Here is an 18142-nt window from a genome sequence, read left to right on the forward strand (position 1 = left end):
CTGAAACTGAAACTACCGCGCATAATGCCATATTTTGGTGCATTTAGGTATGTCGATCTGAATCCCTGAATAGAACGTAATGAAGCTATCAACCCTAACCCCTCACTACTTATGAAAATTCATACTCTACGGCTAATACTTGGCGACCAACTCAATGCCAGACATTCGTGGTTCAGAGAAAAGAACGCGGGCGTACTCTATGTGATGATGGAGCTCAAACAAGAAACTGGCTACGTTGTTCACCATCGGCAAAAAGTATTAGCCTTTTTCGCTGCAATGCGGGCTTTCGGTAACGCACTGAGTACTGCAGGACATCAAGTAAACTATATAAAACTTGATAATGACACTAATAACCAAAGCCTGACCCAGAACCTTCAGCAATTAATGCAAGACCACGAAGTGACTACTTTGGAGTGCCAGCAACCCGACGAATACCGTCTCGATCATCAACTTAAAAGCTGGGCCGGCGCCAATAAAATTAATATAAACTGGTTTGATACAGAGCACTTTCTTACTGGCCGCAACTCGCTAAAAGAGTATTTCCCCAATAGCGAAAACTACTTAATGGAAACCTTCTACAGAAAGGTACGTAAGCAATACGATATTCTGATGGAGGATGGACGCCCGACCGGAGGCCGCTGGAATTACGATAAAGAAAACCAGAAAAAGATTCCCGCAAATCATGACCTAGAACCGCCTTTAATCTTCTCTAATGACGTATCAGATATTGATGAGCTGTTGCACAACAGTGAAGTTAAAACCATGGGGCAAGCGAACGCGGCTCAACTGATATGGCCGGTTAACCGAAGACAGTCTAAGCAGTTGCTTGAACATTTTTGTCAGTTCGGACTCCCCGACTTTGGTCGTTATCAGGACACCATGGCAACAGAAAACAACGTTGGTGAATCTCACTGGAGTCTTTATCACTCACGGCTTTCATTTTCTCTCAACACCAAAATGCTGCATCCGTTAGAAGTGGTTAACGCTGCTATTGATGCCTGGTCGAAAAATAAAGACAGCATTTCACTTGCCCAAATTGAAGGCTTCTGTCGGCAAATTATTGGCTGGCGAGAGTTTGTGCGGGGCATTTACTGGGCGCATATGCCTGACTATAAAAACCTTAACGATCTTAACCACACTAGAGCGCTACCGGAGTTTTACTGGAATGCCGACACCAAAATGAACTGTCTGCACTATTCCATTAAGCAGTCGTTAGACTATGCCTACGCACATCACATACAGCGGTTAATGGTAACTGGAAATTTCGCACTACTGGCCGGTGTATCACCGGATGCTTTGGACGACTGGTATCTTGGCATTTATATTGATGCCATTGAGTGGGTGGAACTGCCCAATACGCGCGGCATGAGCCAGTATGCCGACGGCGGATTGATAGCAACCAAACCCTACATTGCCAGTGCCAACTATATGCAAAAAATGGGGCACTATTGTAAAGAATGCTATTATAATCCGAAGAAGAAAACCGGTGAGAAAGCTTGTCCTTTTAACAGCCTGTACTGGCATTTTATTGAACGTCATAAAGAACGCTTTAAAGACAATCACAGGATGAGCATGATGTATCAGGTCTGGAATAAGAAACCCGAAGAAGAACAGCTGGCGTTAATCAAACAAGCCGAAACTTATTTAGATAATATCAACGATTTATAAAAGGAAGCACTAATGAATAAATGGATGGTGTCATTGTTTTTTACGTTTCTACTGAGTGCCTGTAACTCTCAACCAACGCCGGTAGCTGATGTTGTTGACGACTTTGAGGCCGAGCGCTACCTGGGTAAATGGTACGAAATAGTCCGCATGCCACACAGTTTTGAAGAGGGCCTTCAGGGTGTTACGGCAGAGTATCGGTTAAATGGTGATGGCACACTGGAAGTGACCAACCGGGGCTACCATGTCAAAAATGAAGAATGGCAAACCGCCATTGGGTTGGCTGAGCCGGTCGAAAATATGGACGCCGCATATCAGGTTACCTTCTTCTGGCCCTTTTATGGCGGTTATTACGTGAGTTGGTTAGGTGGTGATTATCAGCAGGCAATAGTAACCAGCGACTCACACGAGTATTTCTGGTTTTTATCGAGAAGCCCGGATGTTGCTCAGGCAGATATTGATTACGCCTTAGCCAAGGCTCATGAGTGGGGATATGACATCGACCAGATGATCATTGTTGATCATCCGGCCGAGTTAAGAGACTTTAATTAAAGCGGCGCGCGGCACCTTTACCAGAGCTGCGCTTAGGGCCACTACGAGCATCACGGTCACGCGGCGGACGTGGCGCGCGTTTAACTTGCTCGTCACTTAGCTCAAGGCCCATAGGCTGTTGACGCACGCGAGCTTTTTTCAGTACATGCACGATGTCTTTTGGCATGCCTTTTGGCAGTTGCACTAAAGAGTGATTATCAAACAACTGAATTTGCCCAATATATTTGCTGTCCATTGAAGCTTCGTTAGCAATAGCCCCAACGATGTCACCCGGACGAGCACCATGCTCACGGCCTACCTGAATTTTGTAGGTTTCAAAATCTACATCCGCTGCACGACCACCACGTTCTGCACGAGGTTTACGTTTATCGCCACGGTCACTACGTTCATTACGACCAGAACGTTCGCTACGCTCACCGCGAGCTTCACGTACCGGACGGTCTTCTTTCAGGAATAACGGACGCTGCTCATTATGCTGAGCCAACAACGCTAATGCGATTTCTTCAGCGCTTAACTCTGACTGTTCGAGCCACTCGCCTAACAGTTTCTCTAGTTTAGGCTTATCAGCGCTTGCAGTTTCAGGAGCCAGTGACGCCTGCAACTTCTCTAACAATTGTTGCTGACGGTACTTGCTCAGTTCATTGGCGTTTGGTACTTCAAAGAACTCAACCGGAGCATTGGTTAAGCGCTCATAGTGACGCAACAAATGACGCTCTTTTGCACGGAAGAACAAAATCGCTTCACCTGTACGGCCGGCACGACCAGTACGTCCAATACGGTGAACATAAGATTCAGTATCGCTCGGTAAGTCATAGTTAATAACGTGCGTAATTTCAGGAACGTCTAAGCCACGGGCAACAACGTCGGTTCCTACCAGAATTTCGATGTGTCCACTACGTAACTGACTAACAGTCTGCTCACGCTGAGCCTGGTTCAAGTCACCGCTTAATGGCGCCGCTTTAAAGCCATTGCGTTGCAGCAATTCAGCCACATCCATCGTATCCTGACGGGTACGTACGAAAATTAACGCACGTTGGTAAGGAGTCACTTCCAGTAACCGCGTCAGAGCGGTCATTTTCGTCATGCCCTGAACTTTCCATGCTTTCTGCTTAATCGTCGCTTTTTCGCGGGCAATAGCTTCAATCTGAATATTCAGCGGATCTTTCAGGAAGGTTTTTGCCAGTTTACGAATTGCATTCGGCATAGTTGCTGAGAATAACGCGCGTTGCGCCGTATTCGGTACAGCTTTTAAAATCGTTTCGATGTCTTCAATGAAACCCATGTTCAGCATTTCATCGGCTTCATCCAGAACGCCCACTTTCAAACCATCTAGTTGCAGGACGTTTTTATTCAATAAGTCGATAAGACGACCCGGGGTACCAACAACAATAGCGGTCCCCTGCTTCAGGGCTTTAACCTGAGGACCAAATGGAGCGCCACCGTAAACGGTTGCTACGCCAACGCCACGCATTTTCGCAGCAAAGCCTTCAAGCGCTTCAGCTACCTGAATAGCCAGCTCACGAGTTGGAGTTACGACTAATACTTGAGTTTGCTTAACCGACGCATCAATTTTTGCCAGTGCAGGCAGACCGAATGCAGCAGTTTTACCGGTACCGGTCTGAGCTTCGCCCAGCACGTCCTGCCCTTCAAGCAGTGCAGGAATAGCCTGTAGCTGAATAGGAGTCGGAGTTAAAAACTGCATTGCGTTTAATTGTTCAAGCACAGCACTAGGTAAGGCCATGTCGTTAAACGACAGACCCGTTTGGGTATTTGACATATTTGTCTCACTTTATTCCCGTTTGCCCATTGGCAAACACAATAAAAAAGGGGTTATGGCCCGGCAACAGGAATCAGTGTTCAGTCTCTAAACTGTCTGGACTGGAATCAGGCGCTGCAACCCCACGAATCAAGGGTGACCGCTGCCTCATCAGTTATGCGGTGTTCCTTGAGGAACGGCGGATTATACGTTTTTTTACTCAAAAAGCAATGCCTTTGAGCTTTTTTTCACCAAACGCATCTATTTCCATCAAAATAATCGAAAAAGTTGAACCATTTCTTTTTATATTGCCTACATTATTAGAGTTATTCTCAAATTTGGAGGAATTATGTCAGCACATTCTATGTCATCCCTGACTAAGAAAGACTGCTTTATTGAAGGTCACTGGGTTCCTACGGACAAACGTTTCTCAGTAACTAACCCGGCAACTGGCGAAGTAATAGCCGAGGTTGCTGACGCTGACGAAGATTTAACTCAACGCGCCATAAATGTTGCAGAAACAGCCCTGAAAAGCTGGCGCAAGAAAACGGCTCGTGAGCGTGCGATGCTGCTGCGTAAATGGTACGAGTCCATGATGGACAACAAGCAGGCTCTGGGTGAGTTAATGAGTGCAGAGCAAGGTAAGCCGGTCGCTGAAGCCATTGGCGAGGTCGAATACGGCGCCAGCTTTGTTGACTGGTTTGCCGGTGAGGCTGAACGCATCGATGGCGATATATTGCCTAACGCCGATAGCAGTAAGCGCGTAATGGTCACTAAAGAACCGGTTGGTGTCTGTGCAGCCATTACGCCCTGGAACTTCCCCAACGCGATGATCACTCGTAAAATTGCGCCGGCATTAGCGGCTGGGTGTACCATCGTGGTTAAGCCACCGCAATTAACTCCACTTTCCAGTCTGGCATTAGCCCAACTGGCTAGTGAAGTTGGCATTCCCGACGGCGTTATCAATATTATTCCGACCAGTGATGCCAAGAGCGTAGGTAAGCGTTTAGCGACCTCACCACAGGTTCGCAAGCTGTCATTTACCGGTTCTACAGGTGTCGGAAAAATTCTAATGCAGCAATGTTCGGAGCACGTCACCAAATTGTCTCTTGAGCTTGGCGGTAACGCTCCGTTCCTGGTCTTTGACGATGCCGATATAGAGCAAGCCGCGGAACAGCTAATAGCCTGCAAATTCCGCAATGGCGGGCAAACCTGTGTTTCAGCGAACAGGATACTGGTACAACAGTCAGTAGCCGAAAAATTTACCGACGCGGTTGTCAGTAAAGTGAAAGCTCTGAAAGTAGGGCCCGGTACAGAAGAAAATGTCGACCTAGGTCCGCTTATCGATCAGGACGCTGTTGATAAAGTACAACGTTTAGTACTTGCTGCTAAGTCTGACGGTGCAACCATAGAAACCGGCGGCTCAGTAATGACCGAGTTAGGCGATTTATTCTATGCACCAACCGTCATTACAGGCGTAACCGAAGAAATGGATATTAGTGAAGAAGAAATCTTTGGTCCGGTAGTGGCTATTAATACCTTTGAAACAGAAGAAGAAGGCATTGAGAAAGCCAACAATACTCCATTTGGCCTGGCTTCTTACTTCGCAGCCAAAGACACCGCTCGTATTTTCCGCGTAAGTGAAGCGCTTGAATACGGCATGGTTGGTGTGAATACCGGTGGTATCTCTCACGCCTACAACCCATTTGGCGGAATTAAAGAATCCGGTGTTGGTCGTGAAGGTTCTAAGTACGGTATTGACGAATACCTTGAGTTAAAAACGGTGACTCTTGGCGGGCTTGGATGAACCCATTTGAACAAACGCTTAAGCAGTTAAAAAGCCATTTTGACAGCGGGCTCACTCGTCCGCTGTCATGGCGTTTAAACCAACTTCAGCAACTTCAGCGCTTTCTCATTGAAAACGAAAAACCAATACTGCAAGCACTGAAAGCAGACCTCAACAAACACCCAAGCGAAGCGCGCTTAACCGAACTACAGTTCCTACAAAACGACATCAAACATACTATTAAAGCTCTGCCAAAGTGGAGCAAGCCTCACAAAGTTGGTAACCCTTTACTGGCCTGGCCGGCGAAAAGCCAGCTAGTACCTGAGCCGCTTGGTACGGTGCTAATTTTAGGTGCATGGAACTACCCTTTACAGTTACTTCTGGCGCCTTTAATTGCAGCCATTGCGGCCGGCAACTGCGCCGTCATAAAGCCCTCTGAACATGCGACGGCAACAGCAGACCTACTGGCGCGCCAGTTACCAGACTATCTGGACAATGCCGCGATAAAAATTGTGACCGGAGCAGCGACTGAATCGCAACAACTGACAGCACTGCCCTTCGATCACATTTTCTATACTGGCGGTGAAAACGCAGCCAAAGCTATTATGGCCGCTGCGGCCGAGAATTTGACCCCGGTCACGCTTGAACTTGGCGGTAAAAGCCCGGCGGTAGTTTTAGCCGATGCGCCAATACGAGTCACAGCTCGGCGTATTGTCTGGGGTAAATTCCTTAACGCCGGGCAAACCTGTATAGCACCAGATTACGTGCTGGTAGAAGACAGTGTTAAAGAACAGCTCATTGCCGCCATACGGGAGGAGCTAATTCAATTTTATGGCGAAGACCTTCAGCTCAGCAATGATTACGGCAGGATCATTCATCAGACTCACTGGCTGCGATTGACGCAAATGCTGGAAGGCGAAAACGTAGTTGTCGGCGGCGACTCTGATAAAAGCGAGCTTTATATTGCGCCCACAATAGTCGATGGTATAAAAGACGGCAGTGCGCTCATGCAGGAAGAAATTTTTGGTCCGTTACTGCCGGTTATAACCATTAAGTCTGCAGCGGATGCCATCGAGGAAATCCGTCGCCATCCAAAACCGTTAGCGCTCTATGTGTTTAGCAACAATCAGCGCCTGCTCGATTTATTTACACAGCAAGTGTCTGCCGGCAATGTTTGTTACAACGACACGCTCATGTTCATGCTGAACGATGAATTGCCTTTTGGTGGCGTTGGTCGCAGCGGTATCGGCCGCTACCACGGTAAATGGGGCTTTGATACCTTCAGCCATTTAAAACCCGTGATGAAACGCAGTTTTCGCTTCGATGTCGCTTTACGCTACCCGCCTTACAGCAAGTTAAAAGATAAAATCTTATCCTGGTTTAGTCATTAACCATTGAAATTATGGACTCGCGTCAGCATATCCCTGATAACAGAGATTAAAGTGGCTTATTAAAACAGGAGCGTCGCAGCTGATGTCCGAATCCAATATCGTTAACCTTGACTTGCAGAACTTTCAGCAAGTTTTGCTGGAAGGCTCAAAAGAGAAACTCATTATTATCGATTTTTGGGCTGACTGGTGTGAACCCTGCAAACAACTTATGCCAGTGCTTGAAAAGCTGGCTATACAATACAGTGATCAAATTATTCTCGCCAAGATAAATTGTGATGAGCAGCAAGAATTAGCCGCCCAGTTTGGTATTCGCAGTTTACCTACCGTAGCCTTTTTTAAAGACGGTCAGCCAGTTGACAGTTTCGGTGGAGTGAAAACCGAAGGTGAAATTCGGGAAATACTGACGAAACACCTGCCCAGCCCGTCAGATGACTTAATTCAACAAGCTCATGTCGCTATGGGCGAAGGTGACACGAATACGGCTTATACTCTGGCTAAACAAGCTTACGATTTAGACAACACCAATATGCAGGCTCTTAAACTCTTAGCCGAAGCCGCAGTCGATGCCGGTCGCCTGGATCAGGCCAAAGAGCTGGTCGCTAAGATTCCACTGGTCGAGCAAGACAGTGATTATCAGCGTATAAAAGGCAAGCTTGAGCTGGCCGAAGATGCCGCTGACTCTCCGGAATTACGTGCGTTGCAGGAGCAAGTAGAAAATAACCCCGACGACCTGGCTTTAAAATTACAGTTGGCACTTAAATTTCATGAAGCAAATCGTGATGAAGAAGCCCTGCAGCAGGTTTTCATTGTGTTGGGTAGAGACGTCAATTTCGCTGATGCGAAAAAATACGCCCTCGATATTATCAATTCGTTACCCGATGGTGATCCTCTGGCAGCGACCTATCGTAGAAAATTGTACAGCACAATGTATTGAAGACCTGCATTGGTGGTTGTTCACTAGCAGCAGTGTTTGGCCGGCTTCCCCAGCCGGCTTCTTTTTGTCCTGACGTTTTGTAATAATGAACTCATGCAAGAAAACTATAAGCAAAGCATTCAGTCCGGTGCGCTCCAGCCCGATAAATATCAGTTAAAGGCGGTAAAAGCACTACAGCAACGACTGGACTCACTTGCACAAGGACATAAACCGAAAAGTCTTTACTTATTCGGCCCGGTCGGCCGGGGAAAAACCTTGCTGATGGATATGTTTTATCAGCATCTTTTTGAAAACAAGGCCATTCGACTGCATTTTCACCATTTTATGGCCAAAATCCACGAAGAACTTAATCACCTTCAGGGCGAAGCTAACCCTATGCAAATTATTGCTAAGAGGTGGTCACAGCACTATTCGATAATCTGTCTGGATGAGTTTTTCGTTGAAGATATTGGCGACGCAATGATTTTAGCCGGGCTATGGCATGCATTGTTCAACGAGGGTGTTAGTTTAATAACAACCTCGAACGTCCCACCCAATGAGCTCTACAGAGATGGCTTGGCGCGTCATCGCTTCGAACCTACAATAGATTTATTGAATAAAGAGTGTGACTGCCTGGACTTAGGTATGGGCGTTGATTATCGCCGACTGCACGAAACAGATTTACCTTATTACCTTAAGCAAGGCACTCTGCAACAACTCCGCTCACTTGCAGAAAGCTGTTTCGGTAGCACAAAAGAAACCCCCTCCGTTAGGATAATGAACCGCGAAATCCCCTGTTTATGGCAAAATAATAAAGTGATTGGCTTTGATTTTATGTCACTCTGCTCAGGTCCCAGAAGTCAGCGCGACTATATGGAGCTGGCCGATAGTTATGCTGCTATTGCAGTACATAAGGTTCCGGCCTTTTCTTATATACCGGATAAAGACCTGGTACATGGAGTAGAGGAAACCTACCAACGCGAACATCAGACAAATATTGTCAGCAAACTGGATAACGAAGCCCGCCGTTTTATTGCTTTAGTCGATGAGTGCTATGACCGAAAGTGTCACTTATTGGTAACCGCTGAAACCGACATTGATAGATTGTATCAGGCCAGACAATTGGCTTTTCCTTTCCGGCGTTGTGTTTCACGGCTTTTTGAAATGCAGCAATGGAGCGACTCAATTCAGGGAAACACGCTGGTAAAAAGACGCCAATCTGTTCCAGAGAGTTGAATTCCCTGTATTTACCAGCGTGTTAAAACTGAGTTAATGAAATGTTATCTAATTTGCAACAAATTCCAATATTACAATTGTCATGGATGTTAAAATAAGTTTTGTTTCCAAGCCGGATTTCCCGCATTCTGCCGCACAAACAGTCATTAGCTGCTTGCCGTTAAATTAACGCCTTGCTAGGATTGCTGGAATTTGCTGAACAGCAGCGCTTAAAAAGCGTAAAACAAAAACGATAAAAGAAGGTTCAGAATGAGCGAACAACGCGATCAATTTAGCTCTAAGATTGGCTTCATATTAGCAGCGGCAGGTTCTGCCGTCGGCATTGGTAACTTAGTTGGGTTCCCCGTTGCTGCCACCAAGAATGGCGGTGGGGCATTTTTAATTATCTATGCGTTATTCGTTGCCTTTATCTGCGTGCCAGTTATGTTGGCGGAAATGGGTCTGGGCCGGCGCGCTCAAAAAAGCCCTTTAGGTTCATATAAATCTCTGGCACCAAACAATAAAGGCTGGCATCTTGCCGGCTTACTGGCCGTTATCACTCCGTTTATGATTGCAGTTTTCTACATGGTCATTACGGTGTGGATCTTCGGTTACCTCTGGCATTCAGTCACTGGTAACCTTGATATGCTCGCTGACGCCGAATACTTTGGCCAATTCGTAAACGATTATGGTTTTGTTGGTTTTCTTATTGCAGTGACAATAATCGTCAATGTCATCTTACTCGGTGGTGTTCGTCAGGGGATAGAGAAAGCCGCGAAATTCCTGATGCCAGCATTGTTTATTATGCTCATTTTGCTGGTTATCTTTGTACTTTCGCTGGATAACGCCGTGCTCGGCCTTGAGTTTTATCTGGTTCCCGACTTTTCAAAAATTGATGGTTCGGTAATAAACGGCGCATTATCGCAGGCATTTTTCTCGTTATCGCTCGGTATGGGCATTTTAATAACCTATGGCTCTTATTTCAGCCGTAATGATGACATTGTCACCTCAGGTAAACTGGTCGCTTTAACAGATACAGCTGTTGCCTTTACCGCCGGTTTAATGACTCTGCCAGCCATATTCGCCATCAATCCAAATACTAATCCGAACTCGTTGAGCGACTCTTCGGTTAGTATGATTTTCTCTTTCTTTCCGCAAATATTCATTGCTCTGGAAGGCGTTGTGGGCTATGTCGGCGCAAGCATTGCCGCTACTATCTTCTTCCTCTTAACCTTTATTGCGGCCATTACGTCTTTGGTTTCTATTCTTGAAGTACCAACCGCCGCGGTCATTGAGCGAGCGAAGATAAGTCGTAAAAAAGCTCTGCTGTTCATGGGTATTGCGGTAACGGTATTGACGCTTATTGCCGCTACCTCTTTTGGTTTTGTTCCGGCATTCACTGAGTTTACTTTCTATGCTGACACGCCTAAGTCAGTTTTCGATGTAATCTATGATGTTTTTTACGACACCATCTTGCCGCTGAATGGTCTTTTAATTTGCTTATTTGTCAGTTTTCACTGGCGCCGTAAGAACCTGGATTCGGAACTTGCTGAAGGCAACCCCGGTTATCCAAATACACTACTGGCCAAATATGTGCGCTTATCTATCTGTACCTTCATTCCGTTGATATTAGCGGCGGTATTTATTAATACGGTGCTGACTAAATTCTTCGCTTACCCTATTTTCTAAAATGTCAGAACGCAGCGGTTACCGACAACTCCAACTGCTGCAAGATGCGAGCCTCTGGCGCGAATACTGCGAGGCTCGCTCTGACAGTTCTATCTACTTATCAAACCAACAGACTCATGCCGATGCCGTACTCTCCCGTTACCGGGATTATCTGGGGCATGAGTTTGAACAAGTCTGGATAGACTGCCAAGACGGTTTGCACGCCGACGCCATAGCCGCACTTTGTGGCACCGTTACCACCGGTGGTCTGTTGTCTATTTTACTTCCGGCTAAGAGCAGCGCCATGAGTCACCGCATGGAGCGTTTTGCCGAAAAGCACTTTGCCGAGTCAAATACCCACATGCAGTCATCGGTCAGCGAACCCGAAACACGTTCAGCAAATGAGACGCTACAGCTAACCAATGAGCAGAGCTCTATTTTTAACGCTCTTACGCAAAGCACAGAAAAACCATACGAAACTCATATCATTACCGCCGAACGCGGTCGCGGTAAAAGCACCTTGTTGGGTCAGGCGCTTGCCCAAGCAAAAGAGCACAGTTCGATTATCGTAACGGCACCACGAAAGGCCAATGCTAAAATTTTGCTACAGCAGGCGCCGGAAGCTCATTTCGTTGCCTGGGATAAGCTACTGGAACAACCCAGTAATTCGGAAATAACATTAATTATTGATGAAGCAGCGGGTCTGCCATTGTGGGTAACAGAACAGCTATGCCAAAAATTTAATCCCTGGCTGCTTGCCACAACCGTTGCTGGTTATGAAGGTTGTGGTCGTGGTTTTGCCGTGCACTTTACTGACTGGGCTAAGAAAACCTTGCCACAGATATCGGTTCACCAGCTGACTCAACCATTACGCTGGCCCGTAAATGATCCGTTAGAGCAATGGCTGACCGACACTTTTCTCCTTAACGAACAGCCAGTAACACAATTCGGGATCCGGGAGTCCGGCACTTTTATTAAACACGCATCGGAACTTGAAGAAGATATGCTGCAACAGTGTTTTCAACTTCTTCTCAACGCACATTACCAAAGTAGCCCGAATGACCTTAACCTGCTGCTGACCGAACCCGGACATAGGCTCGCATATCAGTCCACGAACGGAGAAGTTACTGCGGTTGCCTGGCTTATGAGTGAAGGGCCCATTTTATCGCCATTAAAAGAAGAAGTCAGACAAGGGCAAAGACGCCCCAAAGGAAATTTACTGCCTCAGGCCATAGGCTACTTTCTGCAACAGGACTGGGCTATGGATTTACATTGGCTCAGAGTTGCACGTATTGCGGTACCAGCAGCGAAAAGACGACGTAAAATCGCCTCCGAATTGCTGGCTGAGATTTACCGGTGGGCACTGGACAACAATTACCAAATGCTGGGCACCAGTTTTGCCTGGTCACCGGGACTGGATAATTTCTGGAAGAAGAATGGCTATGCCCTTTGGCGCCTCAGTAGCCGTATAGACAGCGTATCCGCACGGCCAGCGGCTATTTATGTCCAACCTCTATCAAATGAGTTCACTGGTTTATGCCAAGTATGCCAATTGCTCAACCAGTGGGGACATAACCAGCTACAATGGTTGTCAGGTGGCAAAGAAATGCTGCAACTAACAGAAGAAAGCAATGAGATAAGAACAAGCCTTATTCAAGCATACCGTGTTAAGGCAATACCTTTTGACGCGGCACATTTTGCCTTAGCGCAGTGGTTTTATTGGCAACATAATCAACACCCTTTGACCGAACTGCTATGTAACTCATCAACAACACTCAAACATCTGGGCGAGTATTGGGGGGGAATATCGCAGCGTCTGGCAAATGAAAATCTCTGTAAAGAAGTGCTCTCACTACACTAATGTGACTTGTTGTTTTGACAGCAAATTCCTATGATCACCGCAGAACCTAAACAGGAAGCCCAACCATGACTCGTTATTCAGCTTTTATTCTTTGTTCAACTGTGTTGATACTGAGTGCCTGTAGCTCTTTCGAACAGGAAAAAGAACAACCTGACGGCCCTTACCCCGAAACTAAAACCGTCGAGCAGCAAGATGATTATCACGGTACCCGGGTTGAAGATCCTTACCGCTGGCTAGAGCAGGATAACCAGGAAGTGTCTAATTGGGTGGATGCGCAAAACCAGTTATCTACTCCTTTATTGCAAAATCTTCCGGCGTTCGCGGGCATTAAAGACCGCATGACTGAACTGTGGAATTATGAAAAAGTCAGCACGCCTTTTCGCTATGCCGACCGGTACTTTTATTTCTCAAACGACGGCCTTCAGAATCAGTCCGTGCTTTACACCATGACAGATTTAAACAGTGCCCCAGATGTTTTGATTAACCCTAATAACTTCAGCGACGACGGAACCGTCTCGCTGGCACGTATTAATGTTTCTCCCCGCGCTACCTATGTTGCTTATGCCACTTCTGACGGAGGCAGTGACTGGACGGAAATAAAAGTCCGTAATGTCGAATCAGGAAAAGACACCAGTGATGTTATTGAAGGGGTAAAATTTACCGAAGTCGCCTGGCTGCCAAACGAACGTGGTTTTTATTACAGCCGCTATCCTGAAAATAAAGACGGCAGCTTTGATGATACAAAACCTGTCAGTGTCTATTTTCACAAACTGGGAACGAAACAAAGCGACGACGAGCTGATTTTTGCTTTTGATAACCAACCCGACCTAAACCCTTACGCAAAAGTATCGGACGACGGTAAGTACTTACTTATTGATGTCTTTAAAGGCTACGATGCTAATGCAGTATACCTGCGTCCGCTAGCACAGGAAGATGCACCTTTTGAAGGGCTTTTCACCAAGTGGGACGGTCAATATCAATACGTTACCAGCCAAAAAGGCCAGCTGTATTTTAAAACCACGAATGAAGCGTCGACAGGTCGTGTCGTTGCCGTTGACCCCAAACAACCTGAACCTGAGAACTGGAAAGAAATTATTGCCGCTAAAACCCATACACTGAAAGACGTACATGCGGTAAACGGCCAACTATTTGCACATTATTTTCAGTCAGCGCGCTCACGAGTGGCTATATTTGATATAAAAGGAACCATGCTTCAGGAGCTGGCTTTACCCGGTATTGGATCAATTAGCGGTTTTGAAGGCAGCCATAAAGCACCCGATGTATTCTTTTCCTTCAAAAGCTTTACCGAGCCGGGAAAGATCTATCGCTACCAGCCTGACCAACGACGTACCACCTTGTGGTATGAAACCAAAGTGCCGGCCGAGTTAGATCAATATACAACCGAGCAAGTGGTATACAACAGTGCCGATGGCACCGAAGTCCCAATGTTTTTAGTGCACCACAAGAACATTGAACTTAACGGCGAAAACCCAACGCTGTTATATGGCTATGGCGGCTTCAATATTTCTATTACGCCAGATTACGACACAACCCGTCTTATCTGGTTAGAAATGGGCGGCGTACTGGCCATTCCAAACCTTCGCGGCGGCGGCGAATTTGGTGAAATGTGGCATCAACAAGGCACTAAAGAAAACAAGCAAAACGTCTTTGACGATTTTATTGCCGCCGCTGAATGGTTAATAAACAACAACTACACCAACAAGAATAAGCTAGCTATTCAGGGACGCAGTAACGGCGGTTTATTGGTCGGCGCCACAATGACTCAGCGTCCTGAATTGTTTGCCGCGGCCCTTCCTGCCGTTGGTGTTATGGATATGCTGAGATACCAACTGCCCAGCGCCAATGCTCGAGGCTGGAGTAGTGAATTTGGTTTAAGCGAAAATAAAGAGGACTTCAAAACTCTTTATGCTTACTCGCCGGTGCATAATACCGAGAGCGGCACCTGTTATCCGGCAACCTTGATCACTACCGGCGACCACGATAATCGAGTGGTTCCGTGGCACAGCTACAAATTTGCAGCTGCACTGCAACGTGACCAAAGTTGCGATCAGCCCATACTGTTAAACGTAGAGACTCGCGCTGGTCACGGAGCCGGTACACCAACATGGATGCGCATTGAAGAACATGCCGAAAACTGGGCCTTTTTACATAAGCATTTAGGTATGAATTCAGAGGTAGCAGAAAGCAACGCTTCTGAATGATGATTTCATAAAAATATGCTATCTTTCGCAGCAACTTTATTAGTTAAAAGATTTCTGTGAAGGATAGCATTCATGTCTAAAGTTCTAATTATTGGTGCCGGCGGTGTTGCTGGCGTAGTCGTACAAAAATGTGCAGGCCTACCTGAAGTATTCTCTGAGATTCATCTAGCCAGTCGCACTCTGTCAAAATGTCAGGCGTTGCAGGAAAAAGCCGGTAAAGACCGCGTTGTCGGTGTGTATCAGGTCGATGCCGATGATTCAGCCGAAGTTGCTGAGCTCATTCGCGGTATTAACCCGTCATTGGTTATTAACGTCGCGCTTCCATATCAGGACTTACCTATCATGGATGCTTGTCTGGAAACCAACGTGCACTACCTTGATACCGCAAACTACGAACCAAAAGACGAAGCGAAATTTGAATATTCGTGGCAGTGGGCTTATCAGGAACGCTTTAAAGAAAAAGGTTTAATGGCCTTGTTGGGAGCCGGTTTTGATCCGGGTGTTACCAACGTATTTACGGCTTATGCCGCCAAGCACTACTTTGACGAAGTGCATTATCTGGACATTGTTGACTGCAACGGTGGTGACCACGGTCAGGCGTTTGCGACTAACTTTAATCCGGAAATTAATATTCGCGAAATTACCCAAAAAGGTAAGTACTGGGAAAACGGCGAGTGGCATGAAACCGATCCTATCAGTGTGCGTAAAGATCTGGACTACCCCAATGTTGGCGTACGCCCTTCTTACCTGCTGTTTCACGAAGAGCTGGAATCGCTGGTTAAGCACTTCCCGACCATTAAACGTGCGCGTTTCTGGATGACCTTCGGTGAGCAGTACCTGACGCATTTACGTGTACTTGAAAACGTTGGTATGACGTCTATTCAGCCAGTTGAGTTTGAAGGTAAAAAGATTGTACCACTGGAGTTTTTAAAAGCCGTGTTACCTAACCCGGGCTCTCTGGCTGAAGGTTACACCGGCAAAACCTGTATTGGTACTTATGTCACGGGTATGAAAGACGGTCAGGAAAAAACCATCTTCATCTACAACAACTGTGACCACGCCGAAACTAACAAAGAAGTGGGCGCTCAGGCCGTTTCTTACACCACCGGCGTACCGGCGATGATTGGCGCATCTATGATGCTGCAGGGTCATTGGATGGAACCAGGCGTCTGGAATATGGAACAGTTTGACCCGGACGAGTTTATGGAACGGCTGAACAAATATGGCCTGCCATGGCAGGTTATGGAATGCGATAAGCCATTTGAGAAGTAACAGAGAAGACAACGCATGAGTCAATATACATCGCCGGAAATTCCGTCTCCCTGCTATGTGCTGGATGAAAAACTGCTGCGCAAAAACCTCGAGCTGATGCAAAAGGTACAAGAGCAAAGCGGTGCCGACATTATTCTGGCACTGAAAGGCTACGCCATGTGGTCAGCTTTTCCGCTTATTCGTCAGTATCTCAAAGGCTGCACAGCCAGCTCTGTCTGGGAGGCAAAGCTGGCAGCGGAGGAGTTTTCGCGCGAAGTTCATGCTTATGCGCCAGCTTATAAACAGGACGATATTGATGAATTGCTGCCGCTGGTGAATCACCTGTCATTCAACAGTGTTTCACAATGGCACAAGTACCGTGAACAGACAGCAGCTGCCGGTGTTTCCATTGGTCTTCGTATTAACCCCGAGCATCAGGAAGCCGAAACCGAGCTTTATGATCCCAGTGCGCCCGGTTCACGCCTGGGTATTCGCGCCAGCGAACTTAAGCAGCAGGACTTAACCGGCGTTGAAGGCTTGCACGTTCATAACCTGTGCGAGTGCGACTCTTTTGCCCTTGAGCGTACCCTGGAAGCCGTTGAAAGCCGTTTTGGCGAACAGCTAAAACAAATGAAATGGCTGAACTTAGGCGGTGGCCATCTCATGACCCGTCAGGGCTACGATGTCGACCATCTGATAAAGCAGCTGAAGCGCCTGCGTGAAACCTACGACCTACAAGTGATACTGGAACCCGGCTCGGCCGTTGCCTGGCAAACGGGTCCGCTGGTCTGCGAAGTGGTGGATATTGTTGAGAACCAGGGGCAAATTGCTTTACTGGATATTTCAGCTACCGCGCATATGCCGGACGTGTTGGAAATGCCTTATCGCCCGGTCATTACAGGAGCAGGCTTACCGGCAGAAAAAGCCTTCAGTTACCGCTTGGGTGGCAACAGTTGCTTAGCCGGGGATGTTATCGGCGAGTACAGTTTTGATCAGCCGCTGGCTGTTGGTGACCGCTTAGTATTTGAAGACATGATGCACTACACCATGGTGAAAACATCATTCTTTAACGGCGTTCAGCATCCGGCTATTGGTATTTTGCGGGAAAATGGTCAGTTTGATTGTATACGACAATTTAGTTACGAAGATTTCCGCAACCGGTTATCCTAACTTTTCGTTAAGCTAAATCTAAACAAAAAGGCCACTAATCCAGTGGCCTTTTTGCTTTTTCAACTACCGAAGGTGGCATCCGTTCAGCCAGCTTCGCAAGTTTTTGTTCAATATCGGCATAAGTCCGCTTATCGGCCGTAATTGAGTTATGCAGCCAATGATAGGCTTTTTCGTAATCATAAGGACTTCCCTGACCAGACAACAGGATATCGGCAAAGCGTCGTTGTGCCGGTAAATTCCCTAACGATGCAGCTTCACGAAGGTACAAAATGGCGCGCTCGATGTCTTTCTGCACCAGAACACCTTCGTGGTAATAGCGACCTAACTGCTCCAGAGCTTCCAGTAAGCCATGCTGAGCTGCTTTCTCCATATACAGCAGGCCAAGTTCAGGGTCACGGTCATAACACACTCCCCAGGCCATCATGTCGCCATAAAGAAACTGATAAGTCGGTCGGCGCTCAAGCTCAGCCTGAGCTTCAATATCCTGTGCCAACTGGCAGCGATCGGTATCGCGTACTCGTTTCAGATGCGCATTAGTTGCAAACATCTCAACCAGTTCCGCGTCTGAATATAGCTGTACCGCTTGAACGTCCTGAGCATGTGCTTTGTGTATAGCGGTCAATCCGGCTACAGCAATCAGCATTGGAATGACTATCTTCATAAAGTTGCCTGTGGTCTCTGTGAATATGCCT

General features: G+C 46.9%; 13 protein-coding genes. 11 read left to right on the top strand and 2 right to left on the bottom strand.

What is annotated here, in order from left to right; translation table 11 throughout:
- The first annotated feature begins 111 nt into the window (after positions 1–111).
- Entirely contained in the window at positions 112–1668 is a 1557-nt protein-coding gene (locus NJR55_RS06120; protein ID WP_253618738.1) for a cryptochrome/photolyase family protein, read from the top strand.
- Between the two features lie 12 nt (positions 1669–1680).
- Positions 1681–2217 (top strand): lipocalin family protein, encoded by a 537-nt coding sequence (locus NJR55_RS06125; RefSeq protein ID WP_253618740.1) that lies wholly within the window; start codon positions 1681–1683, stop codon positions 2215–2217.
- Here NJR55_RS06125 and NJR55_RS06130 read toward each other — a convergent pair.
- Positions 2210–3994: a DEAD/DEAH box helicase gene (locus NJR55_RS06130; protein ID WP_253618742.1), complete on the bottom strand. Its 1785-nt coding sequence runs from the start codon at positions 3992–3994 to the stop codon at positions 2210–2212. The two genes, NJR55_RS06125 and NJR55_RS06130, sit on opposite strands and share 8 nt — an antisense overlap.
- Positions 3995–4337: 343 nt before the next feature.
- On the opposite strand from NJR55_RS06130, the gene NJR55_RS06135 reads away from it, so the two are divergent.
- From NJR55_RS06135 to nspC, 9 genes are all read left to right on the top strand, one after another.
- On the top strand, positions 4338–5780 hold the full coding sequence (locus NJR55_RS06135) for an NAD-dependent succinate-semialdehyde dehydrogenase (protein ID WP_253619249.1): 1443 nt from the start codon (positions 4338–4340) through the stop codon (positions 5778–5780).
- Positions 5777–7150: an aldehyde dehydrogenase family protein gene (locus NJR55_RS06140; protein WP_253618744.1), complete on the top strand. Its 1374-nt coding sequence runs from the start codon at positions 5777–5779 to the stop codon at positions 7148–7150. Before NJR55_RS06135 ends, NJR55_RS06140 begins: the two co-directional genes overlap by 4 nt.
- Positions 7151–7232: 82 nt before the next feature.
- Positions 7233–8084: a thioredoxin gene (trxA, locus tag NJR55_RS06145; protein WP_253618746.1), complete on the top strand. Its 852-nt coding sequence runs from the start codon at positions 7233–7235 to the stop codon at positions 8082–8084.
- Positions 8085–8177: 93 nt separating this feature from the next.
- Positions 8178–9299 (top strand): cell division protein ZapE, encoded by a 1122-nt coding sequence (zapE, locus tag NJR55_RS06150; RefSeq protein ID WP_253618748.1) that lies wholly within the window; start codon positions 8178–8180, stop codon positions 9297–9299.
- Positions 9300–9548: 249 nt separating this feature from the next.
- Positions 9549–10967 carry a sodium-dependent transporter gene (locus NJR55_RS06155; RefSeq protein WP_253618750.1) on the top strand — a complete coding sequence of 473 codons (1419 nt, stop codon included), beginning with the start codon at positions 9549–9551 and terminating at the stop codon, positions 10965–10967.
- A 1-nt stretch (position 10968) separates the two neighbouring features.
- Positions 10969–12807: a tRNA(Met) cytidine acetyltransferase TmcA domain-containing protein gene (locus NJR55_RS06160; protein WP_253618752.1), complete on the top strand. Its 1839-nt coding sequence runs from the start codon at positions 10969–10971 to the stop codon at positions 12805–12807.
- Positions 12808–12872: 65 nt separating this feature from the next.
- Complete coding sequence (locus NJR55_RS06165) at positions 12873–15029, top strand: prolyl oligopeptidase family serine peptidase (RefSeq protein ID WP_253618754.1); 2157 nt, start codon at positions 12873–12875, stop codon at positions 15027–15029.
- A 72-nt stretch (positions 15030–15101) separates the two neighbouring features.
- Positions 15102–16301, top strand: a complete 1200-nt coding sequence (locus tag NJR55_RS06170; RefSeq protein WP_253618756.1) for a saccharopine dehydrogenase family protein — start codon at positions 15102–15104, stop codon at positions 16299–16301.
- A gap of 15 nt (positions 16302–16316) precedes the next feature.
- Complete coding sequence (nspC, locus tag NJR55_RS06175; protein ID WP_253618758.1) at positions 16317–17450, top strand: carboxynorspermidine decarboxylase; 1134 nt, start codon at positions 16317–16319, stop codon at positions 17448–17450.
- Between the two features lie 34 nt (positions 17451–17484).
- Here the strand turns inward: nspC and NJR55_RS06180 are convergent, their stop codons facing one another.
- Positions 17485–18111: a tetratricopeptide repeat protein gene (locus tag NJR55_RS06180; protein WP_253618760.1), complete on the bottom strand. Its 627-nt coding sequence runs from the start codon at positions 18109–18111 to the stop codon at positions 17485–17487.
- Between the last annotated feature and the right edge of the window lie 31 nt (positions 18112–18142).

It is taken from the genome of Idiomarina rhizosphaerae, assembly GCF_024159085.1.
Classification (GTDB): Bacteria; Pseudomonadota; Gammaproteobacteria; order Enterobacterales; family Alteromonadaceae; genus Idiomarina; species Idiomarina rhizosphaerae.

Coding starts and splice junctions, on each gene's coding strand:
- NJR55_RS06120 (WP_253618738.1), top strand. CDS start 112: ATGAAAATTCATACTCTACGGCTAATACTTGGCGACCAACTCAATGCC.
- NJR55_RS06125 (WP_253618740.1), top strand. CDS start 1,681: ATGAATAAATGGATGGTGTCATTGTTTTTTACGTTTCTACTGAGTGCC.
- NJR55_RS06130 (WP_253618742.1), bottom strand. CDS start 3,994: ATGTCAAATACCCAAACGGGTCTGTCGTTTAACGACATGGCCTTACCT.
- NJR55_RS06135 (WP_253619249.1), top strand. CDS start 4,338: ATGTCATCCCTGACTAAGAAAGACTGCTTTATTGAAGGTCACTGGGTT.
- NJR55_RS06140 (WP_253618744.1), top strand. CDS start 5,777: ATGAACCCATTTGAACAAACGCTTAAGCAGTTAAAAAGCCATTTTGAC.
- trxA (WP_253618746.1), top strand. CDS start 7,233: ATGTCCGAATCCAATATCGTTAACCTTGACTTGCAGAACTTTCAGCAA.
- zapE (WP_253618748.1), top strand. CDS start 8,178: ATGCAAGAAAACTATAAGCAAAGCATTCAGTCCGGTGCGCTCCAGCCC.
- NJR55_RS06155 (WP_253618750.1), top strand. CDS start 9,549: ATGAGCGAACAACGCGATCAATTTAGCTCTAAGATTGGCTTCATATTA.
- NJR55_RS06160 (WP_253618752.1), top strand. CDS start 10,969: ATGTCAGAACGCAGCGGTTACCGACAACTCCAACTGCTGCAAGATGCG.
- NJR55_RS06165 (WP_253618754.1), top strand. CDS start 12,873: ATGACTCGTTATTCAGCTTTTATTCTTTGTTCAACTGTGTTGATACTG.
- NJR55_RS06170 (WP_253618756.1), top strand. CDS start 15,102: ATGTCTAAAGTTCTAATTATTGGTGCCGGCGGTGTTGCTGGCGTAGTC.
- nspC (WP_253618758.1), top strand. CDS start 16,317: ATGAGTCAATATACATCGCCGGAAATTCCGTCTCCCTGCTATGTGCTG.
- NJR55_RS06180 (WP_253618760.1), bottom strand. CDS start 18,111: ATGAAGATAGTCATTCCAATGCTGATTGCTGTAGCCGGATTGACCGCT.